This is a genomic window from Streptomyces sp. NPDC002125, from assembly GCF_053593715.1.
The window spans coordinates 147,847-170,389 of the sequence record NZ_JBSFDD010000010.1; the positions used below are offsets into that span (position 1 = coordinate 147,847).

The 22,543-nt window shown below is 71.8% G+C and carries 16 protein-coding genes; 11 read left to right on the top strand and 5 right to left on the bottom strand.

Annotated features, from left to right (window positions below; genetic code table 11):
* Positions 1 to 136 precede the first annotated feature (136 nt).
* Positions 137 to 4,696: a glutamate synthase large subunit gene (gltB, locus tag ACWCQM_RS19430; RefSeq protein ID WP_450916407.1), complete on the top strand. Its 4,560-nt coding sequence runs from the start codon at positions 137 to 139 to the stop codon at positions 4,694 to 4,696.
* Positions 4,689 to 6,149, top strand: coding sequence for a glutamate synthase subunit beta (locus ACWCQM_RS19435; protein WP_450916408.1), 1,461 nt, complete (start codon positions 4,689 to 4,691; stop codon positions 6,147 to 6,149). Before gltB ends, ACWCQM_RS19435 begins: the two co-directional genes overlap by 8 nt.
* A 136-nt stretch (positions 6,150 to 6,285) precedes the next feature.
* On the opposite strand, the gene ACWCQM_RS19440 is transcribed toward ACWCQM_RS19435, so the two are convergent.
* A complete protein-coding gene (locus tag ACWCQM_RS19440) occupies positions 6,286 to 7,026 on the bottom strand; it encodes a dienelactone hydrolase family protein (protein ID WP_450916409.1) in 741 nt (246 codons plus the stop codon).
* 241 nt (positions 7,027 to 7,267) lie between these two features.
* Positions 7,268 to 8,182 (bottom strand): rhomboid family intramembrane serine protease, encoded by a 915-nt coding sequence (locus ACWCQM_RS19445; protein ID WP_450916410.1) that lies wholly within the window; start codon positions 8,180 to 8,182, stop codon positions 7,268 to 7,270.
* 168 nt (positions 8,183 to 8,350) lie between these two features.
* Here ACWCQM_RS19445 and ACWCQM_RS19450 point away from each other — a divergent pair, with 168 nt between their 5' ends.
* The 5 genes from ACWCQM_RS19450 (at position 8,351) to ACWCQM_RS19470 (ending at position 12,967) form a co-directional block, all read left to right on the top strand.
* Positions 8,351 to 9,094 carry a vWA domain-containing protein gene (locus tag ACWCQM_RS19450; protein ID WP_450916411.1) on the top strand — a complete coding sequence of 248 codons (744 nt, stop codon included), beginning with the start codon at positions 8,351 to 8,353 and terminating at the stop codon, positions 9,092 to 9,094.
* A 76-nt stretch (positions 9,095 to 9,170) separates the two neighbouring features.
* Positions 9,171 to 9,713: a pyridoxamine 5'-phosphate oxidase family protein gene (locus tag ACWCQM_RS19455; protein WP_450916412.1), complete on the top strand. Its 543-nt coding sequence runs from the start codon at positions 9,171 to 9,173 to the stop codon at positions 9,711 to 9,713.
* A 59-nt stretch (positions 9,714 to 9,772) separates the two neighbouring features.
* The gene (locus ACWCQM_RS19460) at positions 9,773 to 10,384 is read left to right on the top strand and encodes a TetR/AcrR family transcriptional regulator (protein ID WP_450916413.1); all 612 of its coding nucleotides are present in this window, start codon (positions 9,773 to 9,775) and stop codon (positions 10,382 to 10,384) included.
* A gap of 499 nt (positions 10,385 to 10,883) precedes the next feature.
* Positions 10,884 to 11,087: a cold-shock protein gene (locus ACWCQM_RS19465; protein WP_015607926.1), complete on the top strand. Its 204-nt coding sequence runs from the start codon at positions 10,884 to 10,886 to the stop codon at positions 11,085 to 11,087.
* Between the two features lie 206 nt (positions 11,088 to 11,293).
* Complete coding sequence (locus ACWCQM_RS19470; RefSeq protein ID WP_450916414.1) at positions 11,294 to 12,967, top strand: DEAD/DEAH box helicase; 1,674 nt, start codon at positions 11,294 to 11,296, stop codon at positions 12,965 to 12,967.
* A 250-nt stretch (positions 12,968 to 13,217) separates the two neighbouring features.
* Here the strand turns inward: ACWCQM_RS19470 and ACWCQM_RS19475 are convergent, their stop codons facing one another.
* Positions 13,218 to 14,396, bottom strand: coding sequence for an ankyrin repeat domain-containing protein (locus ACWCQM_RS19475; RefSeq protein WP_450916415.1), 1,179 nt, complete (start codon positions 14,394 to 14,396; stop codon positions 13,218 to 13,220).
* 38 nt (positions 14,397 to 14,434) lie between these two features.
* Complete coding sequence (locus tag ACWCQM_RS19480) at positions 14,435 to 15,340, bottom strand: hypothetical protein (RefSeq protein ID WP_450916416.1); 906 nt, start codon at positions 15,338 to 15,340, stop codon at positions 14,435 to 14,437.
* Positions 15,341 to 15,594: 254 nt separating this feature from the next.
* Here ACWCQM_RS19480 and ACWCQM_RS19485 point away from each other — a divergent pair, with 254 nt between their 5' ends.
* Positions 15,595 to 16,371, top strand: a complete 777-nt coding sequence (locus tag ACWCQM_RS19485; RefSeq protein WP_450916417.1) for a S1 family peptidase — start codon at positions 15,595 to 15,597, stop codon at positions 16,369 to 16,371.
* A gap of 6 nt (positions 16,372 to 16,377) precedes the next feature.
* Here the strand turns inward: ACWCQM_RS19485 and ACWCQM_RS19490 are convergent, their stop codons facing one another.
* Positions 16,378 to 18,186 (bottom strand): glycoside hydrolase family 35 protein, encoded by a 1,809-nt coding sequence (locus ACWCQM_RS19490; RefSeq protein ID WP_450916418.1) that lies wholly within the window; start codon positions 18,184 to 18,186, stop codon positions 16,378 to 16,380.
* A 125-nt stretch (positions 18,187 to 18,311) separates the two neighbouring features.
* Between ACWCQM_RS19490 and ACWCQM_RS19495 the strand changes: the two genes are divergently transcribed.
* The 3 genes from ACWCQM_RS19495 to pepN all read left to right on the top strand — a co-directional run bounded on the left by ACWCQM_RS19495 (position 18,312) and on the right by pepN (position 22,447).
* Complete coding sequence (locus tag ACWCQM_RS19495; protein ID WP_450916419.1) at positions 18,312 to 19,157, top strand: AraC family transcriptional regulator; 846 nt, start codon at positions 18,312 to 18,314, stop codon at positions 19,155 to 19,157.
* A gap of 37 nt (positions 19,158 to 19,194) precedes the next feature.
* Entirely contained in the window at positions 19,195 to 19,530 is a 336-nt protein-coding gene (locus tag ACWCQM_RS19500) for a chorismate mutase (protein WP_450916420.1), read from the top strand.
* Between the two features lie 325 nt (positions 19,531 to 19,855).
* Complete coding sequence (pepN, locus tag ACWCQM_RS19505) at positions 19,856 to 22,447, top strand: aminopeptidase N (protein WP_450916421.1); 2,592 nt, start codon at positions 19,856 to 19,858, stop codon at positions 22,445 to 22,447.
* Positions 22,448 to 22,543 lie beyond the last annotated feature (96 nt).

A 22,543-nucleotide genomic window follows, 5' to 3' on the forward strand; every position in this document is an offset into this window, starting at 1 on the left:
CTCCGTGGTGTCCGCATGATGGAACGGACTATTCGCTTTTTGAGAAGCGTTCCATCATGTAACCTGCACGAAATTTCGCAGAGGGCCAGAGTCGTCCCTCGGCACAGCACATGCCACGACGACGACGGGAGAGCCGATGCGTTCCGACGCCTGGTCGCCCATGGACGGTCGCCCCGCCCAGCAGGGGATGTACGACCCCCGTAACGAGCACGACGCCTGTGGCGTCGGGTTCGTGGCCACTCTGACCGGTGTGGCCAGCCATGAGCTGGTCGAGCAGGCGCTGACCGTACTGCGCAACCTCGAACACCGCGGCGCCACAGGATCCGAGCCCGACTCGGGTGACGGCGCCGGCATCCTCCTGCAGGTTCCGGACGCGTTCCTGCGTGAAGAGGTCGCGTTCGACCTCCCCGAGGCCGGCTCCTACGCCGTCGGCATCGCCTTCCTGCCCGCGGACGACTCCACAGGCGCCGTCCAGCGGATCGAGAAGATCGCCGGGGAAGAGGGCCTCGACGTCCTCGGTTGGCGCGAGGTCCCGGTCACCCCGGACATCCTCGGTAACGGCGCCCGCGCCGTCATGCCGGACTTCCGCCAGCTGATCGTCGCCGACGGGAGCAGCGCCGGCATCGCGCTGGACCGCAAGGCGTTCGTCCTGCGCAAGCGCGCCGAGCGTGAGGCCGGGGTGTACTTCCCCTCGCTCTCCGCACGGACGATCGTCTACAAGGGCATGCTCACGACCGGGCAGCTGGAGCCGTTCTTCCCGGACCTCTCCGACGGCCGCTTCGCCACCACGGTCGCGCTGGTCCACTCCCGCTTCTCGACCAACACCTTCCCGAGCTGGCCGCTCGCACACCCGTACCGCTTCGTCGCGCACAACGGCGAGATCAACACGGTCAAGGGCAACCGGAACTGGATGAAGGCCCGCGAGTCCCAGCTCGCCTCCAGCCTCTTCGGCACCGAGAAGCTCGACCGGATCTTCCCCGTCTGTACGCCGGACGCCTCCGACTCGGCGTCCTTCGACGAGGTCCTGGAACTGCTCCACCTCGGCGGCCGCTCGCTCCCGCACTCGGTGCTGATGATGGTCCCCGAGGCATGGGAGAACCACGCCTCAATGGACCCGGCCCGCCGCGCGTTCTACCAGTACCACTCCACGATGATGGAGCCCTGGGACGGCCCGGCCTGCGTCACCTTCACCGACGGCACCCAGGTCGGCGCGGTCCTCGACCGCAACGGTCTGCGCCCCGGCCGCTACTGGGTCACCGACGACGGCCTCGTCGTCCTCTCCTCCGAGGTCGGCGTCCTGGACATCGACCCCTCCAAGGTCGTCCGCAAGGGCCGCCTCCAGCCCGGCAAGATGTTCCTCGTCGACACCGCCGAGCGCCGCATCATCGAGGACGACGAGATCAAGGCGTCCCTGGCCGCCGAGAACCCGTACCAGGAGTGGCTGGAAACCGGCGAGATCGAGCTCGAGGACCTCCCCGAGCGCGAGCACATCGTCCATACCCACGCCTCGGTCACCCGCCGCCAGCAGACCTTCGGCTACACCGAGGAAGAGCTCCGCGTCCTCCTCGCCCCGATGGCCCGCACCGCCGGCGAGCCCCTCGGCTCCATGGGCACCGACTCGCCGATCGCCGCGCTCTCCGAGCGCCCCCGGCTGCTCTTCGACTACTTCACCCAGCTGTTCGCACAGGTCACCAACCCGCCGCTGGACGCCATCCGCGAGGAGCTCGTCACCTCGCTGCGCTCCACGCTCGGCCCCCAGGGCAACATCCTGGAGCCGACCCCCGCCGCGTGCCGCGCCGTCACGCTGCCGTTCCCGGTGATCGACAACGACGAGCTGGCCAAGCTCATACACATCAACGCCGACGGCGACATGCCGGGCATGAAGGCCGCCACCCTGGCCGGCCTCTACCGGGTCAGCGGCGGCGGCGACGCCCTCGCGGCCCGTATCGAGCAGATCTGCACCGAGGTCGACGCCGCCATAGAGGACGGCGCCCGCCTCATCGTGCTGTCCGACCGGCACTCCGACGCCGAGCACGCGCCGATCCCGTCGCTGCTGCTCACCTCGGCCGTCCACCACCACCTCATCCGCACCAAGCAGCGCACCCAGGTGGGCCTGCTGGTCGAGGCCGGCGACGTCCGCGAGGTCCACCACGTCGCGCTCCTCATCGGTTACGGCGCCGCCGCCGTCAACCCGTACCTCGCCATGGAGTCCGTCGAGGACCTCGTCCGCGCCGGCACGTTCATCGAGGGCATCGAGCCCGAGCTGGCCATCCGCAACCTGATCTACGCCCTCGGCAAGGGCGTCCTGAAGGTCATGTCGAAGATGGGCATCTCGACCGTCGCCTCCTACCGCGGCGCCCAGGTCTTCGAGGCCGTCGGCCTCGACGAGGCCTTCGTCGCCACGTACTTCAACGGCACCGCCACCAAGATCGGCGGCGCCGGACTCGACGTCGTCGCCAAGGAGGTCGCCGCCCGGCACGCCAAGGCCTACCCCGCCTCCGGCATCTCCGCCTCGCACCGCGCGCTGGAGATCGGCGGCGAGTACCAGTGGCGCCGCGAGGGCGAGCCGCACCTGTTCGACCCGGAGACCGTCTTCCGTCTCCAGCACGCCACCCGCAACCGCCGGTACGACATCTTCAAGAAGTACACCGACCGGGTCAACGAGCAGTCCGAGCGCCTCATGACGCTCCGCGGGCTCTTCGGCTTCAAGAGCGGCCGCGAGCCGATCTCCATCGACGAGGTCGAGTCGGCGGCCGAGATCGTCAAGCGCTTCTCCACCGGCGCCATGTCGTACGGCTCCATCTCGCAGGAGGCGCACGAGACCCTCGCCATCGCCATGAACCAGCTGGGCGGCAAGTCCAACACCGGTGAGGGCGGCGAGGACGCCGAGCGTCTCTACGACCCGGCACGCCGCTCGTCCATCAAGCAGGTCGCATCCGGCCGCTTCGGTGTGACCAGCGAGTACCTGGTCAACGCGGACGACATCCAGATCAAGATGGCGCAGGGCGCGAAGCCCGGCGAGGGCGGCCAGCTGCCCGGCCACAAGGTCTACCCGTGGGTCGCCAAGACCCGGCACTCCACCCCGGGTGTCGGCCTGATCTCGCCCCCGCCGCACCACGACATCTACTCCATCGAGGACCTGGCTCAGCTGATCCACGACCTCAAGAACGCCAACCCGGCGGCCCGCGTCCACGTGAAGCTGGTCTCCGAGGTCGGCGTCGGCACGGTCGCCGCCGGTGTCTCCAAGGCCCACGCGGACGTCGTCCTCATCTCCGGTCACGACGGCGGAACGGGCGCCTCGCCGCTCACCTCGCTCAAGCACGCGGGCGGCCCCTGGGAGCTCGGCCTCGCCGAGACCCAGCAGACCCTGCTGCTCAACGGCCTGCGCGACCGCATCGTCGTCCAGACCGACGGCCAGCTCAAGACCGGCCGCGACGTCGTCATCGCCGCGCTGCTGGGCGCCGAGGAGTTCGGTTTCGCGACCGCGCCGCTCGTCGTCTCCGGCTGCGTCATGATGCGCGTCTGCCACCTCGACACCTGCCCGGTCGGCATCGCCACGCAGAACCCCGTCCTGCGTGACCGCTTCTCCGGCAAGGCCGAGTACGTCGTCAACTTCTTCGAGTTCATCGCCGAAGAGGTCCGCGAGATCCTCGCCGAGCTCGGCTTCCGCACGATCGAGGAGGCCGTCGGCCACGCCGAACTCCTCGACACCGAGCGGGCCGTCACGCACTGGAAGGCACAGGGCCTCGACCTGGAGCCCCTCTTCTACGTGCCCGAGCTGCCCGAGGGCGCGGTGCGCCACCAGATCGCCGAGCAGGACCACGGCCTGGCCAAGGCCCTCGACAACGAGCTGATCAAGCTCGCCGCCGACGCCCTCGGCGCCGACAGCGCCGAGGCCGCCCAGCCCGTCCGGGCCCAGATCGCGATCCGCAACATCAACCGCACCGTCGGTACGATGCTCGGCCACGAGGTCACCAAGAAGTTCGGCGGTGCGGGCCTGCCCGACGACACCATCGACATCACCTTCACCGGGTCCGCCGGCCAGTCCTTCGGCGCCTTCGTACCGCGCGGTGTGACGCTGCGCCTGGAGGGCGACGCCAACGACTACGTCGGCAAGGGCCTCTCCGGCGGCCGTGTCATCGTCCGCCCGGACCGCGGCGCCGACCACCTCGCCGAGTACTCCACCATCGCCGGCAACACCATCGGCTACGGTGCGACCGGCGGCGAACTCTTCCTCCGCGGCCGGACCGGCGAGCGCTTCTGCGTCCGCAACTCCGGCGCGACGGTCGTCTCGGAAGGCGTGGGCGACCACGGCTGCGAGTACATGACCGGTGGCCACGCCGTCGTCCTCGGCGAGACCGGACGCAACTTCGCCGCAGGCATGTCCGGCGGCATCGCGTACGTCATCGACCTGGACCTCGACAACGTCAACACCGGCAACATCGGCGCCGTCGAGACGCTCGACGACACCGACAAGCAGTGGCTGCACGACGTCGTGCGCCGCCACCAGGAGGAGACCGGCTCCACGGTCGCCGAGAAGCTGCTGGCCGACTGGGACTCCGCGGTCACCCGCTTCAGCAAGATCATCCCGTCCACCTACAAGGCAGTGCTCGCCGCCAAGGACGCCGCTGAGCTCGCCGGTCTCTCCGAGCAGGAGACCACCGAGAAGATGATGGAGGCGGCGACCAATGGCTGACCCCAAGGGCTTCCTGACCACCGGACGCGAGGTCGCCAAGACCCGCCCCGTCGGCGAGCGTGTCAAGGACTGGAACGAGGTCTACGTTCCGGGATCGCTGCTCCCGATCATCAGCAAGCAGGCCGGCCGCTGCATGGACTGCGGCATCCCGTTCTGCCACAACGGCTGTCCCCTCGGAAACCTCATCCCCGAGTGGAACGACTACGCCTACCGCGAGGACTGGTCGGCGGCGTCGGAGCGTCTGCACGCCACGAACAACTTCCCGGAGTTCACCGGCCGCCTGTGCCCCGCTCCCTGCGAGTCGGCGTGCGTCCTCGGCATCAACCAGCCGGCCGTCACCATCAAGAACGTCGAAGTCAGCATCATCGACAAGGCGTGGGACAGCGGCGACGTCACCCCGCAGCCGCCCGAGCGCCTCTCCGGCAAGACCGTCGCCGTCATCGGCTCGGGCCCGGCGGGACTCGCCGCCGCCCAGCAGCTGACCCGGGCCGGCCACACCGTCGCCGTCTTCGAGCGCGCGGACCGCATCGGGGGGCTCCTCCGCTACGGCATCCCCGAGTTCAAGATGGAGAAGTCGCACATCAACCGCCGCATCGAGCAGATGCGCGCGGAGGGCACCAAGTTCCGTACGGAGGTGGAGATCGGCAAGGACATCGACGCCGCCAAGCTCCGCCGCCGCTACGACGCGGTCGTCATCGCCGCCGGTGCCACCGTCTCCCGCGACCTGCCCGTCCCGGGCCGTGAGCTGAACGGCGTGCACTTCGCGATGGAGTACCTCCCGCTCGCCAACAAGGTGCAGGAGGGCGACCTGACGGTCTCCCCGATCACCGCCGAGGGCAAGCACGTCGTCGTCATCGGCGGCGGAGACACCGGCGCCGACTGCGTCGGCACCGCCCACCGGCAGGGCGCGGCCTCCGTCACCCAGCTGGAGATCATGCCGCAGCCGGGCGCGGAGCGTAACGCCAACCAGCCCTGGCCGACCTTCCCGATGCTCTACAAGGTCACCTCCGCGCACGAGGAGGGCGGCGAGCGGATCTACTCCGTCTCCACCACCCACTTCGAGGGCGACGAGGACGGCAACGTCCAGTCACTGCACCTCATCGAGGTGGAGTTCAAGGACGGCAAGCTGGAGCAGAAGGCCGGCACCGAGCGGGTCATCCCGGCCCAGCTCGTCACCCTGGCCATGGGCTTCACCGGCACCGACCAGGCCAACGGCCTCGTCCAGCAGTTCGGCCTCGACCTCGACGAGCGCGGCAACATCGCGCGCGACGAGAACTACGCGACCAACGTCGACGGCGTGTACGTCGCCGGTGACGCGGGCCGCGGCCAGTCCCTCATCGTGTGGGCCATCGCCGAGGGCCGCTCCGCGGCACGCGGCGTGGACCGCTTCCTGACCGGGGCCAGCGCACTGCCCGCCCCGATCCGCCCGACGGACCGTTCCCTGATGGTCTGATCACGGCACACAGACGTCCCGTACAACGGCGTACGGAACTGAACGCGGCGCCCGCCTCGTCCCCGACCGGACCAGGGCGGGCGCTGCGGCGTGTCCGGGCCCCTGCCGACGGCACCCCTCGTACGGGCCCGGAGCCTCAGCCGTCGGACAGAGCGCGTCCGAGGAGGGGCAGCAGGCGGTCCCAGTGCCGCCGCAGCGCGGCCGGGTCGAAGGCGTCCGTGTCGGACATGGTGAAGCCGTGCACGGTGCCGGGGTAGACCTCGGAGGTGTAGCCGACGCCCGTCTTCTCCAGGGCCCGGTCGAGCTCCCCGAGGGACTCGGGCGTCATGTCGCCCTCGGCGTGGCCGAAGTGGACCCGGGCGGTCAGCCCCGCGAGGCCGCCGGGCCCGTCGGCACCCACCGGGCCGTGGAAGGCGGCCAGGGCGGCCACCCGTCCGGGGTGTGCCACGGCGGTGCGCACCGCGAGGAGACCGCCGACGCAGTAACCCGTCACCCCGACCGGTCCGGGGCCGACCTCGGGCCGGCCGGTGAGGAAGCCGATGTAGGCGTCGGCGTCGCTCAGGGCGCGCTCCGCCGTGTGCGCCTCGATCAAGGGCATCAGCCGGGCGAGAACGGCGGGCCTGGCCTCCTCCCCGATGTGCTCCGGCAGCTCGATCACCGGTGCCGGGCCGTGCCGGTGGAAGATGTTGGGGACGAGCACGTAGTACCCGTGTCCCGCCAGCTCGCGGGCCATGTCCCGCAGGACGGGCCGGATACCGAAGCCGTCCGGGTACATCAGCACCCCGGGGTGCCGCTCACCGCCCTCGGGGAAGGCGGCGAAGGCATCGGCCAGGCCGTCCCTGGTGGGAATGTGCGGAGTCCGTGTCTCGGTGCGCATGAGTTCTCCTGTCGTGGTCGACGTGTCGGGCTGTGGTGAGCACGACAGGAGGCGGAGCCCGCGCGACGGCGCCGGGTCCCCGGTCACGGTGCGGGCCGGCACCGGCCCGCACGGCGCTCAGGGGAGAGCCGGGTCACCGATCCGTGTGTGGCGCAAGGCCGTCCCGGTAGTCATCGCGCACAACGTAGTTCACCGGGCCGGACCCGTGCCACCCCCGAAGTCCCCCTGGAGGCACGGGACCTCAGGCCGCGCCGGTCAGGGAAGCCGTCCGCACGGCGACCACCACGGCGAGCAGCGCCACCAGCAGCACGCCGCCGGACAGCTGCATCGCGGAGGTCCGGAGCTTCGCCGGGGCGTAGGCCAGCGCGTACGTCACCAGCCCGCCGGTGAGCAGTCCGCCGAGGTGGCCCTCCCACGAGGTGAACGCGGCCGAGATGACCATCCACAGCAGGAATCCGGCCATGAAGCGGTTGACCGGCCGCATGTCCCTGCCCAGACGCCGGTTGATGACGTAGAAGGACGCCGCCAGACCGAATATCGCGCCCGAGGCGCCGACCGCAGTCGTCTCCGGCGAGACCAGGTACACCAGCACCGAGCCGCCCACCGCGGACAGCAGATACAGCGCCAGATAGCGCGCACGGCCGAGCTGGCCCTCCACGACCCGGCCGAGGTTCCACAGCGCCATCATGTTGAAGAGGAGGTGCATCACACCGAACGACGAGTCGGGCGGCAGATGCAGGAAGGCACCCGTCACCAGCCGGTACCACTCGCCGTCGGCCACCCCCGTCAGCTCGAACCCGGGATACGTGCCGCCCTCGTAGTAGTACTGCCCGCCCGCCGGGTCTACCAGCACCGCCCCGAGCATCCCGAACCGGTCCACCGTCTCGGAACGGACCACCTCGACGACGTACGCCACGATGTTCAGCGCCATCAGCACATACGTCACCAGCGGCGTCGCGGAGTCCGGAACCGCGCCGCCGAACAGCGAGCGGGCCCGGCGGACCGAGCGCTGACCCTCCTTCACGCACTCCACGCAGTGGTGGCCGACGGCGGCCTCACGCATGCAGTCGGGGCAGATGTAGCGGTCGCAGCGGGTGCAGCGCACATACGTCTCGTGCGACGGGTGGCGATAACACGTGGTGGCGGCGGCCTCCATGGCCGGCTCCTTCATTCGTGGACGGGGAGGAGGAGCCGCTGGGGCGGCGGCAGCTCAAGATAGCGAACGCCCCACGGGAGCAGCGCACCTGGGGGCCGGGGGGAGGGCCTACGCTCGTAACTCCCGCCCCCGCGACGGCAGAAGGCCGCACCCGGAACGGAGACCGACATGACCGCCCCGCCCGCACCCGCCGGCCCCGCCATCAGCCTGAGCAAGGTGCGGGAGCGGGCGCCCGCGATCGTGGAGCACTACACGAGCGCGCGGGTGTCCCTGGAGAAGCACGGGATGAGCGGCGTGCGCGCCGCCGTCTACCTGGTGATCGACCACTCCGGTTCGATGCGGGACTACTACAAGGACGGCAGCGTCCAGGCCCTGGCCGACCAGGTGCTCGGCCTCTCGGCCCACCTGGACGACGACGGGACGGTGCCCGTCGTGTTCTTCTCCACGGACATCGACGCCGTCACCGACATAGCCCTGGAGAACCACCAGGGGCGCATCGACGCGATCCTGGCCGGCCTCGGCCACATGGGGAAGACCAGCTACCACCTGGCCATGGACGCCGTCATCGACCACTACCTCGACAGCGGCTCGACCGCGCCCGCCCTCGTCGTCTTCCAGACGGACGGCGGCCCGGTCAGCAAACTCGCGGCGGAACGCTACCTCTGCAAGGCGGCGAAGCTGCCGCTGTTCTGGCAGTTCGTCGGCTTCGGCAACAAGCGGAGCTCGCAGTTCGACTTCCTGCGCCGGCTCGACGAACTCGACGTACCCGCCAAACGCCCCGTCGACAACGCCGGCTTCTTCCACGCGGGCCCCGACCCGCGAGCCGTGCCGGACTCCGAGCTGTACGACCGGCTGGTCGCCGAGTTCCCGCACTGGCTGGCAGCCGCCCGGAGCAGGGGCATCGTCGGATGACCCCACGGCCGTACGAGCCGCGCGGCCCGCAGGGTTCCCGGACCGATCCGGAGACACGCGGCAAACCCGACAGAGGATGTCCTGTTTACCGGGTTCGATGGAACCCATGACACCGAACCCCACACCGAGCTCCTGGCAGGACTTCCACGCGGCGGAACCCGGCTTCGCCGACACCGTGCGGAAGCGGTTCCAGCAGTACAAGCACCATGTCCTCGCGACCCTGCGCAAGGACGGCTCGCCCCGGGTCACCGGCCTGGAGGTCGAGTTCCGGATGGACGCCCTGTGGTTCGGCATGATGCCGAACTCCCGCAAGGCGCTCGACCTGCGGCGCGACCCCCGCTTCGCCATCCAGGCCAACCCCGGCCCCGACGCCGAGATGGCGGACGGGGACATCCGTGTCTCCGGCCGGGCGGTGGAGATCACCGACCCCGCCGTGCGCGCCCGCTTCGTCGACGAGGTGACACCGCCCGAGCCCTTCCTCCTCTTCCGCGCCGACCCCGCCGAAGTCGTCCGCACCGGGATCGACGGGGACGACCTCGTCGTCCAGGTCTGGCGCCCCGGCCACCCGCTGCGCACCTTGCGCAGGGCGGCCGACGACAGCCCGGTCCGGGAGTCATGACGTCCTGACCTGCGGCCACGCGGTGCCGGGCGCCGCGCGGCCGGGCGGACAATGGGGGAGTGCCTACCAAGAAACAGCCCGCGGCGGCCTCCCGGCCCGGGCGCCGCCCCGAACTGCTGGCCATCGCCGCGGAGGTCTTCGCCGCACGGGGTTACGACGCCACCACCGTCCGGGAGATCGCGGACGAGGCCGGGATGCTCGCGGGCAGCCTGTACCACCACTTCGCCTCGAAGGAGGCGATGGCGGACGAGATCCTCTCCACCTTCCTGACCGGGCTCCGGAGCTCGTACGACACCGTGCTCGGCTCCGGACTCGGCCCGAGGGAGACCCTCGAAGCGCTGGTCACCGAGACCTTCCGGCACATCGGGCGCGACCGTGCCGCCGCCGCCATCTACCGGACCGAGGCCGCGCACCTCGCCACCCGGCCCGGCTTCCACCGCCTCGCCGACGCGCGGGCGGCGGTCGAGGACCCCTGGCTCCGCACGCTGGAGCGTGGCGCCGCCGACGGGACCCTCCGCCCGGGCCCCGAGCCCCGGCTCACCGCCCGCTTCATCGGTGACGCGGTCTGGGGTGCGGCGTCCTGGTCCGGGCCCGACGCGGAACACGATCCCGCCGGCCTCGCCCGCCCGTATCTCGCCCTGCTGCTGGACGGTCTGGCACCGCGCGACTGACACCCGCCCCCGGCGCCCTGGCGCGGTCGCGGGGGCCGCCCGTTCGGCGTAACGGCGGTGCGGGAATCCTCCGCTTCCCCACACAGGGCGCCATGGCGGCGACTGTGGCATTCGGGTGAACTGAACGCCCTGGCGGGCCGCTGTCCGGCCGCCGGGCGGAAGGTGGGGCCCTCGCGCGGCGAAGGGCTCGCAACCCTTGGGGGAACGGCACGGGGGCATCCTGGAACGATGGGGAAACCCGCCGTGAACGTCCCTCGTCATCGCCCTGGTCAGCAGAATTTTCGGCGCGCCGGTCCGGAGTGATCTGCCGCCCCGCGACGGAACGTGCTACGGTTGCCGAGTTGCAGTTTTGGTACCCATGAACTTTATGTGCGCCTGACGGGAACCCTCCATCAGGCGCTTTATTGTTTTCCGGCTTTCTCCGGATGGGGCTCAATGCGGCGACTTGGAATTCGTAAAGTGCGGATTTCCGGCACTGCACCTCTTTTAGGAGAATGACATGGCTACTGGAACCGTGAAGTGGTTCAACTCGGAAAAGGGCTTCGGCTTCATCGAGCAGGACGGCGGCGGCGCCGACGTCTTCGCCCACTACTCCAACATCGCCACCCAGGGCTTCCGTGAGCTCCAGGAGGGCCAGAAGGTCTCCTTCGACGTCACGCAGGGCCAGAAGGGCCCGCAGGCGGAGAACATCGTCCCGGCCTAATCTCCGGACGCGTACCTCGCAGCCGGGGCCCGCACCGTCAAGGTGCGGGCCCCGGTTTGTGCTGTTTCCGGCTCGTCCGGCCCCGTCGGCCCACACCGCCGGGACACCTGCTCTGTGCATGCATCCTGGGGCGCACATCAAGCAGTCCGCAGCAGTCGGCAGTACTCCCAAGCAACCCCAGGAATCCCCCAGGAGGGCAATTCCGTATGACCCGCTCCGAACGCCAGGACCGACCGACCCGCAACCGCCCGATAAAGGGGCGCGGCACGGACCGGGGACAGGCGACCAACCGAGGATCCGGCAGGGCACCGGCCCGCCGCAGGCCCGCGCCCGCGCAGGGCGGCGAATTCGCGCTGCCCGAGACCATGACTCCCGCGCTGCCCGCCGTCGAGGCGTTCGCCGAGCTGGACATGCCCGCCGCGCTGCTGAAGACCCTCGCCGCTCAGGGCGTGACCGACCCCTTCCCCATCCAGGGCGCCACCCTGCCGAACTCGCTGGCCGGCCGGGACATCCTCGGCCGTGGCCGCACCGGCTCCGGCAAGACCCTGGCCTTCGGCCTGGCCCTGCTCGCCCGCACCGCGGGACGCCGCTCCGAGCCGCACGCCCCGCTGGCGCTCGTCCTGGTGCCCACCCGTGAGCTCGCCCAGCAGGTGACCGACGCGCTGACCCCGTACGCCACCTCCGTGAACCTGCGCGTCGCCACGGTCGTCGGCGGTATGTCGATCAGCAGGCAGTCCGGCGCGCTGCGCCGTGGCGCCGAGGTGCTCGTCGCCACGCCCGGCCGGCTGAAGGACCTTATCGAGCGCGGCGACTGCCGCCTCGACGAGGTCGCGATCACCGTCCTCGACGAGGCCGACCAGATGGCCGACATGGGCTTCATGCCGCAGGTCGTCGCGCTGCTCAAGCAGGTCGAGCCCGACGGGCAGCGAATGCTGTTCTCCGCGACCCTCGACAAGAACATCGACCGGCTGGTCAAGATGTTCCTCACCGACCCGGTCGTGCACTCCGTCGACCCGTCCGCCGGTGCGGTCACCACGATGGAGCACCACGTGCTCCACGTTCTGGACGAGACGGACAAGAAGGCCGTCGCCACGAAGATCGCCGCCCGCGAGGGCCGGGTGATCATGTTCGTAGACACCAAGCGTGCCGCCGACCGTTTCGCCAAGCGGCTCCTCGCCAGCGGTGTGCGGGCCGCGGCCCTGCACGGCGGACGGTCCCAGCCGCAGCGCAACCGGACGCTGGACCAGTTCAAGAACGGCCAGGTCACCGCGCTCGTCGCGACGAACGTCGCGGCCCGCGGCATCCACATCGACGACCTGGACCTGGTCGTCAACGTGGACCCGCCGACCGACCACAAGGACTACCTCCACCGCGGCGGGCGCACGGCGCGCGCCGGGGAGTCCGGCAGCGTTGTCACGCTGGTGCTGCCCGAGGAGAAGCGCGACATGACCCGGCTGATGCAGGACGCGGGGATCGCGCCGCGCACCACCCGGATCAAGTCCGGTGACGAGGAGCTCAGCCGGATCACCGGTGCCCGTGAGCCCTCCGGTGTCGCGGTCGTCATAGAGGTGCCCCAGCCCACCCAGCCCAAGCCGCGTACGCGCGGCGGCAGCGCGGGCTCCGGCTCCGCGGCCGGTGGATCCTCCTTCCGCTCGGGCAGCAGGGGCCGTGGACGGCGCGGCGGAACGGGCGCGGCCTCGGGCACCGCTCAGGCCGGCGGCACGGCCCGCGGCGGCGCCGGTGGCGGCGGCACGCGTGGCGGTGCCGGCGGCGGTTCGGCGCGCGGTGGCGCGGGCGGCTCGGCCCGCGCGGCCGGGGCCGGCCGTGCCGGTGGCTCCGGCCGCGGCAGCGCGCCGGGACGTGGCCGCCGGGCGGCGTGACCCCGGGGCGCGGTGACCGGCCCTCGCCGGTCACCGCGCCCCGTGCTTTCCCCCGGCGTCACGCGCCTGGGTCACGCGCCGGATGCACGTCGGCGTCACGCGCCGGATGCATGCCGCCGTCTCCCGCCGGGCGTACGCCTGCGTACCCCGCTGGGCGCATCTGCCTGCGTCGCCTGCTGGGCGCACGCTGGCGTCACGCGCCGGACGCATGCCGCCGTCTCCCGCCGGACGCGTGCCCGTGCCCGTGGCCCTAGTGGCCGGGCGCGGGCTTCTGCCCCTGCCCGCCTTCGGGACCGGGTGCGGCCTCCTGGCCGTGGTCCTCTTCATGGCCGTGCGTGGGCTCGGGCCCGTACTGCCCGTCGTGGGCGGGCGCGGCCTCGTATTCCCTCAGGGCCCGTGCCGCAGCGTCGGCGGGCAGCGGGTCCGGGGCCGCCGCGAGCTCGCGCAGCAGCGGCACCGCGCGGGACGCGAACGGCCGGTCGCCGGTGCGGAATCCGAGGCGGGCCAGCACGTCCGCGCCGAACGCCCGGCGCAGCGGATCCTCGCTCGCCGTCCAGGCCGCGGCCGCCTGGAACGTCTCCTCGTCGCCGCGCAGCCACAGCGCCCCGACCGTCACCAGCCAGTTGTCGAGCCCGGGGCCACCGCCCCGCAGCGCCCTGACCGCCAGCTCCTCGTACGGGGCGCGCAGGCCCAGTTCGAGCTCCAGGAGCGTCGCGATCGCCCCGTGTCCCGTCTGCTGGTCCTGGGACGCGAACACCTCGCCGTCCCGCAGCAGTTCGGCCGTGACGGTCACCCCGCCGTCGTGCGGCGCGCGGCGCACCGCGCAGGTGTGGCCCTCGTCCCCGTACGCCCTGAGCAGCGCGCCCCGGAGCTCCGCCGCCACGTCCAGCGTCAGGATGCGCCGGGCCTCCTCCAGTGCGGGGGAGAGGGCGCGGGCGCCGTGCCGCAGCAGTGCCCGTACGGTCTCCGTCGAGCCCCGCCGGGCCGCGACCACGAGCAGGGCCTCGTCGTGCGGGCCGGGCAGGTCCGGGTCCGCGCCGTGCGCGAGGAGGACCTCCGCGACCCGTGCGTGTCCGAGCCCCGCGGCCCAGCGCAGCGCGGTGAAGCCGAAGTCCTCGCTCAGGTCCGGTTCCGCGCCCGCCGCGAGCAGCGTCTCGACCACCTCGACGTGGTCCCCGCACGCCGCCCCGCACAACGGGAGATCGCCCGCTTCCGGACCGCTCGCCCTGTTCGGGTCGGCGCCCGCGGCCAGCAGCAGCCGGACCGAGCCGGGCAGATCCAGCGTGGCCGCCAGATACAGCGCGGTCGTTCCGTCCGCGTCGCTCGACTCGGCGCGCGCGCCCGCGCGGAGCGCCCGTACGACGGCGTCCTCACCCTCGTACAACGCGTCGAAGAGACCGCTGACACCACCTACCGGACCATTCGTCATACATCGACCCTACGGCCACCCCGGTCCGTGCCCGTCCGTCAGGTGTCGCACTCCAGGACCGTCCGGCACAGCCCGCACCGCGCCCGCGTCCTGCCGCGCACCGGCACCCGGACGCGCTGGTGGCAGGTGGGACAGGTGAAGGAGACCCGGAGGCCGTCCGCACCGGCCTCGAAGGCGTACGGGACGGCCGGGTCCTGGTCCGCGCCCGGGTGGTCCCTCGCCTCGCGCCGGTCCTTGGCGTAGCGGCGCCGGCCCGCCCAGCCCGCGGCCGTCAGCGGGGGCCGGTGCAGATCGCGCAGCGCCTCCGCCCGGCCCTTGGTGTACGCCGTGTACGCCTGGGGGCTGGTGAACCACACCGAGGGGTCCTCACCGAAGGCGAGGGCGCGCTTGGCGAGGACGTAACCGAACTCCTCGGGCGTGAGATAGCCGAGCTTCTGGCTGGAGACCGCGTCCTGGCGGAAGGCGTCGAGCAGGAGCCAGCCCGCGCCGAGGTAGGCCGTCACGGTGTCGGTGAGGATCTCGTTGTCGCGGGTGCCGGGGAGCTCCAGCCCGAGCCGGTGCAGCAGCACATGGGTGATCTCGTGCGCGAGCGCGGCCCCGATGTCCCGGCGGTGCGTGCGGAAGCGGTCGTTGAGCTCGATGAAGTACTCGGGACCCGCCGTGAGTTCGACGCTCGCCGCGTGGTCCATCCGCCGGAAGCCGACGACGACACGGGCCTGCGGCAGCCGCAGGTGCTGGACCAGGGCGCCGGCCACCCGCTGGGCCCCCAGGTGCAGGTCGTCCACGTCGGAGAACGCGGCGTCCGCGGGGGAGAGGCTGGTGGAGTAGGCGCGCACCCCCTCGGGGGAGATCCGCCTGTAGAGCGCGGTGATCGCGGACCGCACGGCGTCGAGATGCGGAAAGCCGTGGACGACCGGACCGCCTCCGCTACTTTCCTCGCTCACGTCCGGCCCCCCATCCTCGGCGCTCAACGGACCCTCACTGTAGGCCGGTCCGTCCGGAATCCGCCGCCCGTCGCCGCGTGATCTTGGCCGGATTCCCCGCCTTGTGGCAGCGGTGATCGCTTCCCGATAATCGGATGGTCTTGTCGGGAGCATGCCGAGAATCTCCGGCCGCAAGCTCCTGACCAGGACACGCACGCCCGCACGCCTGCACCCGCACCCCCCACTTCGACCCCCCACCGAAAGCAGGCACAGCCGTGAAGCAGCTTCTGCGCACCCTGAAGAGACTCTCCGTCATAGCCGCCGTGGCCCTCGCCACCCTCAGCCTCCAGCCGTCGGGCGCCTCCGCCGCCCCGGCCCCCGTCGTCGGCGGCACCCGCGCCGCCCAGGGCGAATTCCCCTTCATGGTCCGCCTCTCCATGGGCTGCGGCGGAGCCCTCTACAGCCCGACCGTCGTCCTCACCGCCGCCCACTGCGTCAGCGGATCGGGCAACAACACCTCCATCACCGCCACCGCCGGCGTCGTCGACCTCCAGTCGTCCTCCGCCGTCAAGGTCCGCTCCACCAAGGTCCTCCAGGCGCCCGGCTACAACGGCGTCGGCAAGGACTGGGCGCTGATCAAGCTCGCCCAGCCCATCAACCAGCCCACCCTGAAGATCGCCACCACCACCGCCTACGACTCCGGCACCTTCACCGTCGCCGGCTGGGGAGCGGCCGTCGAGGGCGGAGGCCAGCAGCGCTACCTGCTCAAGGCCACCGTCCCCTTCGTCTCCGACGCCACCTGCCAGCAGGCCTACGGCAGTGACCTCGTGCCCAGCCAGGAGATCTGCGCCGGATACGTGAGCACCGGCGGCGTCGACACCTGCCAGGGCGACTCCGGCGGCCCCATGTTCCGCAAGGACAACGCCGGAGCCTGGATCCAGGTCGGCATCGTCAGCTGGGGCGAGGGCTGCGCCCAGCCCGGCTACCCCGGCGTGTACACCCAGGTGTCGGCCTTCGCCTCCACCATCGCGTCGGCCGCGGCGACCCTCTGACCCCGCTCAGCCCAGCTCGCCCCCGGGGGCGTCCCGCCTGACGGGCGCCCCCGGGCCCAGCTCCACGAACGGGTCGCCGGCCCGCTCCAGCTCCAGCACCCACACCTCGTTGGAGCCCTCGCGGAGCACCGGCCCCGGAACGTACAGCGGGCGCACCGGCCCCACCGACCAGTAGCGGCCCAGGCAGAAGCCGTTCACCCAGACGAACCCCCGCGTCCAGCCCGGCAGTTCCAGCCCCGCGTGCCCCGTACCCGCCGCGCCCGCCACCTCGAAGGACCCCCGGAACAGCCCCGTCGGCCCCACCTCCCCGGCGTCCGTGAACGCCACCCGGGCCGCCACCGCCCCCGGCTCCCCGAACGCGTCCAGACGCAACGCCCGCGCCCGCACCCCGTGCAGGAACTGCCGCTCGTGCAGCACCCCGCCCGTGATGCCCTTCGGCTCGCCCAGCCGGGGACCGTAGTTGACCCGGCCCAGCGACTCCACCCACAGCTCCACCCCGGCGGGCCCCGCCACCGGCTCCTCCAGCGTGTGGTCCTCCTCGTCGAGGACCCCCGCCCGCACCCCGTCGACGTACACCACGGCCCGGTCCCGCAGACCCGTCACACGCAGCGGATACGCCTGCCGTGGCCCGGGGACGTCCACCCGGTACCGCACCAGGCCCCGGTCCACCCCCAGGTCCTCGAACGTCGGCGGCACCCCCGACTCCGCCGTCTCCGGATCGCCCAGCGCCTCCAGCACACCGGCCAGCGGCGCCCCCTGCGACAGGGCGACCCGCACCGGTCGCGCCAGGCCCACCGGCTCGGGCGGCAGCTCCGGCAGCGGGCCGTCCCCGTACTCCGCCAGCACCTTCCGCAGCTGCCAGAACTTCTCGGTCGCCCGGCCGTACTCGTCGACCGGCGCGTCGTAGTCGTACGACGTCACCGTCGGCACCAGCTCCCGGTCCTGCAGCGGGCCCGAACGATTGGCACCGGCCCAGCCCGCGAAACTCGTGCCCCCGTGCGCCATGTAGATGTTCACGGAGGCCCCGCACTCCAGGATCTCGCGCAGCGCGGCGGCCGTCCCTGCGGCATCCCGTACCACCGGCTCCGCACCCCAGTGCTCGAACCAGCCGCACCAGAACTCCATGCACATCAGCGGCCCCCCGGGCTGGTACCGGCGCAGCACGTCGAAGGCGTCCCGCGCCCCCGAACCGAAGTTGACCGTGGCCGGCAGACCCGGGACCGAGCCCCCGGTCAGCATATGGTCCTCCGGCCCGTCCGACGTGAACAGCGGCACGCTCACCCCGCACCGCCGCAACAGACCCGCCAGCTCCTCCAGATGGACCCGGTCGGAGCCGTAACTCCCGTACTCGTTCTCCACCTGCACCATCACCACCGGACCGCCGCGCGTGATCTGGCGCCGCACCACCTGCGGCAACAGCTCCCCGAACCAGCGCTCCACCGCCGCCGTGTACCCCGCGTCCCTGGTCCGCACCCGCCGGCCGAACCGCCCCGTCACCCAGGACGGCAGCCCGCCGTTCTCCCACTCGGCGCAGATGTACGGACCGGGGCGCACGATCGCCATCAGCCCCGCCGCCCGAGCCGCGTCCAGGAACCGGCCGAGCGCCCCCACGTCCCGGAAGTCGCCCGGCCGCGGCTCGTGCAGATTCCACGGGACGTACGTCTCCACACAGTTCAGGCCCATCGCCCGCAGCATCGACAGCCGGTGCTCCCACTGCTCCTCGTGCACCCGGAAGTAGTGCAGCGCCCCCGACAACAGCCGTACGGGCTCCCCGTCCAGCCGGAAGTCGCCGTCCTCCACAGTGAAGTCAGTCATCGTGCTCGTACGCTCCTGAGTGCGAGGTCCCATGCCGGCCCTCAGCATCGCCCCGGCCCACACCCCGGTCCATGGAGAAAGATCGCCGACAGTTGGACGCAACAGCCGACAGGGAGACGAAGCCGGTGCCCCACACCTGGATGCGCTTCTTCACCCCCAGCCCCCGCCACCACCGACTCGGCCTCGCCTGCCTCGGCGTCGGCCTCCAGCACGGCGCCCTGCCCACCGTCGGCCCCCGCACCCTCGACCACCACACGGCCGTGCTCGTCAACACCGGCAGCGGCTGGCTCGCCACCCCCGACGGCCGCCGCACGGCCGTCACCGCACCCAGCCTGATCTGGCTCACCCCCGGCACGCCCCACCACTACGGCGCCGACCCCACCGGCTGGGACGAGAGCTTCGTCGACTTCACCGGCCCCGCCACCACCACCTACACCGAGCTGGGATACATCGAACCCGACCGCCCCCTCGTCCCCCTCACCGGCACCGCCGGCCCCCGCGCCGCCATCGGCCGCATCGTCCGCGCCGCCCGGCACGAGGGCCCCCTCCTCGAAGTCGAGGCGGGCGCCGCCCTCCACGAACTCCTCGTCGCTCTGCGCCGGGCGCGCGCCGACACCGGACCCGACGGCACACCCGTGCTCCAGGCCCTCGCGCGCGACGCACTCCGCCCCCTGTCCGTCGCCGACCACGCGGCCCGCCACGGCATGACCCCCGCGGAACTCCGCGCCGCCGTGAAACGCGCCGCCGGATGCGGGCCCAAGGACTACCTGCTGAACATCCGGCTCAGCCACGCCAAGGAACTCCTCGCCGCCACCGACCTGCCGGTCGCCGCCGTCGCCCGCCGCGTCGGCTACGACGACCCCGCCTACTTCTCCCGGCTCTTCGCCCAGCGCGTCGGCACCGCCCCCGTGCGCTTCCGCGCCCAGCAGGGACGCGGCATCCAGGACGGCCAGCAGGACCCCGCCCCGTGACCGGGGGCGCCCGCACCTACGTCTAAGCTCGCTGACCATGACCACGAGGGACATCGACGAGTACGTCGCCACCGAACTGAACCGGCTGCGCGAAAGCATCGACAACATCGACGCCGCGGTCGTCCACATGCTCGCCGAACGCTTCAAGGCCACCCAGCAGGTCGGCCACCTCAAGGCCCAGCACCACCTGCCGCCCGCCGACCCGGCCCGCGAAGCCCGTCAGATCGCCCGGCTCCGGCAGCTCGCCGAGAGCGCCAAGCTCGACCCCGCCTTCGCCGAGAAACTCCTGAACTTCATCGTCGCCGAGGTCATCCGGCACCACGAGCGCATCGCGGAGGAGTCGGCGGGAGAGGCCACACCCCCCGGAGCCTGAGACGGCGCCGGGACAGTCACCAGGTGCGGGAGTCCCGCGGCGACCGCGGAGGGTACTCCGGCCGGGCCCCGGCCCCCCGCTCGTCACCGGCCCGCTCGTCACCGGCCCGCTCGTCACCGGCCCCCTCGTCACCGGCCCGCTCAGCAGCGGCAGCGTGATCGAGGCCGCCGTGTCCCCATGTGACGTCAGGGCCGCCCGACCATTCGGCCAGATCCCGCCTCCGGAACCCCCGCCGAAAACCGCCCCCGCCCCGTCCCGCCGGACCCCGTCAGCCCTGCGAGAACCCCACTGCACAGCCTCCGGCCCGTACGGCAGCATGGGCGCCATGTCCGTACTGACGCGCAAAGAAGCGCAGACCCGCGCCCAGCTCCTCGACGTACACCGGTACACGGTCGACCTCGACCTCACCACGGGCGAGGAGACCTTCGACTCCCGGACCACCATCCGGTTCACCGCCCGCGAGACCGGAAACACCTTCGTCGAGATCAAGCCGGAGACACTGCGCGCACTCAGCCTCGACGGACAACCGCTCGACCCCGAACGCCTCGACGGGAACCGCTACCCCCTCGACCGCCTCACCGCCGGCCCCCACGAACTCACCGCCGACGCCACCATGCGCTACTCCCGCACCGGCGAAGGCATGCACCGCTTCACCGACCCCGCCGACGGCGAGACCTACACCTACACCCAGCTCTTCATGGAGGACGTCCAGCGCGTCTTCGCCGCCTTCGACCAGCCCGACCTCAAATCGGTCTTCGACCTCACCGTCACCGCACCCGCCGGCTGGACCGTCCTCGGCAACGGCACCGCCACCCAGGCCACCGATGGCCGCTGGACCATCGCCCCCACCCCGCCCATCTCCACCTACCTCGTCGCCGTCGCCGCGGGCCCCTGGCACTCCGTCACCACCCAGCACGCCGGACTGCCCTTCGGCATCCACTGCCGTCGCTCCCTCGCCCCCCACCTCGACGCCGACGCCGACGAGATCCTCGGCATCACCCGCGCCTGCTACGACCGCTACCACGAGAAGTTCGACGAGCCCTACCCCTTCGACTCCTACGACCAGGCCTTCGTCCCCGAATTCAACGCCGGCGCCATGGAGAACCCCGGACTCGTCACCTTCCGCGACGAGTTCATCTACCGCTCCGCCGTCACCGACACCGAACGCCAGACCCGCGCCATGGTCATCGCCCACGAGATGGCCCACATGTGGTTCGGCGACCTCGTCACCCTCACCTGGTGGGACGACATCTGGCTGAACGAGTCCTTCGCCGAGTACATGGGCTACCAGACCCTCACCGAAGCCGCCCTACCCCGAGCCCTCGACTCCGTGCGGGCAGGGGAGACCCCGTTCCCCGACACCTGGGTCGAATTCGGCGTCTCCCGCAAGGGCTGGGGATACGACGCCGACCAGCGCCCCACCACCCACCCCGTCGCACCCGACCCCGACGCCGTCCCCGACACCGCCTCCGCGCTCCTCAACTTCGACGGCATCTCCTACGCCAAGGGTGCCTCCGCCCTGCGCCAACTCGTCGCCTGGCTCGGCGAGAAGGACTTCCTCGCCGGCATCAACACCCACTTCGCCCGGCACAAGTTCGCCAACGCCACCCTCGCCGACTTCATCGACAACCTCGCCACCGCCACCGACCGCGACGTCCACACCTGGGCCGCCACCTGGCTCCGCACCACCGGCGTCGACACCCTCACCGCCCACGTCGAGAACACCGGCCACAGCTGGAACCTCGCCGTCGACCGCACCGGCGACCGCCCCCACCGCATCACCGTCGGCGCCTACGACCACAGCCTCGACACACAGACCGGCACCGACCAGCTCGTCCTGCGCGAACGCTTCGAGCTCGACATCCCCCAGAACGGCACCCCCGCCACCCAGCCCGGCACGCGCCCCGACCTCGTCGTCCTCAACGACAACGACCTCACCTACGCCAAGGTCCGCCTCGACCCCCACTCCTGGAACACCGCCCTCACCCACCTCTCCGGCATCCCCGACGCCCTCACCCGCGCCCTCATCTGGAACACCGCCCGCGACATGGTCCGCGACGGCGAACTCCACCCCACCGCCTACCTCACCGCCGCCCGCACCCACCTCCCCCACGAGACCGACCTCGCCCTCGTCAACGGCGTCCTCGGCTTCGCCGCCACCCAGATCGCCGACCGCTACCTCGCCCCCCAGGACCGCCCCGCCGCCCTCGCCACCCTCACCTCGCTCTGCCGCGACCTCCTCCGCCGCACCGAGGGCCTCACCGCCAAGGACTGGGAACAGGGCCTCGGCACCAGAACCCCCGGCAGCCCCGACCCCGGCCTCCGCCTCACCGCCGTACGCCACTTCATCGACGCCGCCACCCAGCCCGAGGCCATCCAGGAATGGCTCGCCGACGGCACCGTCCCCGGCGGACCCGAACTCGACCCCGAACTCCGCTGGCGCATCCTCACCCGCCTCGCCGTCCTCGGCGCCACCGACGAAGCCGTCATCACCCGCGAACTCGACAAGGACCCCAGCGCCACCGGACAGGAAGGCGCCGCCCGCTGCCGCGCCGCACTGCCCACCCCCGAAGCCAAGGAAGCCGCCTGGCAGGCCATGTTCACCGACGACACCCTGTCCAACTACCTCTTCACCGCCACCGCCCAAGGCTTCTGGCAGCCCGAACAGAGCGAACTCCTCCACCACTACGTCACCCGCTACTACCCCGACGCCACCGCCCTCGCCGCCCGCCGCGGACCCGCCATCGCCGAAGCCGCCGGACGCCACGCCTTCCCCGTCCACGCCATCGACGCCCAGAGCCTCCAGCGCGGCACCGACGCCCTCGACGCCCCCGCGCTCACCCCCGCACTCCGCCGCAAACTCACCGACCAGCTCGACGACCTCCGCCGCGCACTCGCCGTACGCGAAGCCCACTGACCCACCCGCACCAACCCCCACACCTGTGCCCGGCCCCCTCCGCGGAAAGGCCGGGCACAGCCATACGAACAACGAACGCCCATACCAGTCCCACCG

Coding starts and splice junctions, on each gene's coding strand:
- ACWCQM_RS19500 (WP_450916420.1), top strand. CDS start 19,195: ATGACCACGAGGGACATCGACGAGTACGTCGCCACCGAACTGAACCGG.
- ACWCQM_RS19470 (WP_450916414.1), top strand. CDS start 11,294: ATGACCCGCTCCGAACGCCAGGACCGACCGACCCGCAACCGCCCGATA.
- ACWCQM_RS19475 (WP_450916415.1), bottom strand. CDS start 14,396: ATGACGAATGGTCCGGTAGGTGGTGTCAGCGGTCTCTTCGACGCGTTG.
- ACWCQM_RS19445 (WP_450916410.1), bottom strand. CDS start 8,182: ATGGAGGCCGCCGCCACCACGTGTTATCGCCACCCGTCGCACGAGACG.
- ACWCQM_RS19440 (WP_450916409.1), bottom strand. CDS start 7,026: ATGCGCACCGAGACACGGACTCCGCACATTCCCACCAGGGACGGCCTG.
- ACWCQM_RS19435 (WP_450916408.1), top strand. CDS start 4,689: ATGGCTGACCCCAAGGGCTTCCTGACCACCGGACGCGAGGTCGCCAAG.
- pepN (WP_450916421.1), top strand. CDS start 19,856: ATGTCCGTACTGACGCGCAAAGAAGCGCAGACCCGCGCCCAGCTCCTC.
- ACWCQM_RS19455 (WP_450916412.1), top strand. CDS start 9,171: ATGTCCTGTTTACCGGGTTCGATGGAACCCATGACACCGAACCCCACA.
- ACWCQM_RS19450 (WP_450916411.1), top strand. CDS start 8,351: ATGACCGCCCCGCCCGCACCCGCCGGCCCCGCCATCAGCCTGAGCAAG.
- gltB (WP_450916407.1), top strand. CDS start 137: ATGCGTTCCGACGCCTGGTCGCCCATGGACGGTCGCCCCGCCCAGCAG.
- ACWCQM_RS19490 (WP_450916418.1), bottom strand. CDS start 18,186: ATGACTGACTTCACTGTGGAGGACGGCGACTTCCGGCTGGACGGGGAG.
- ACWCQM_RS19465 (WP_015607926.1), top strand. CDS start 10,884: ATGGCTACTGGAACCGTGAAGTGGTTCAACTCGGAAAAGGGCTTCGGC.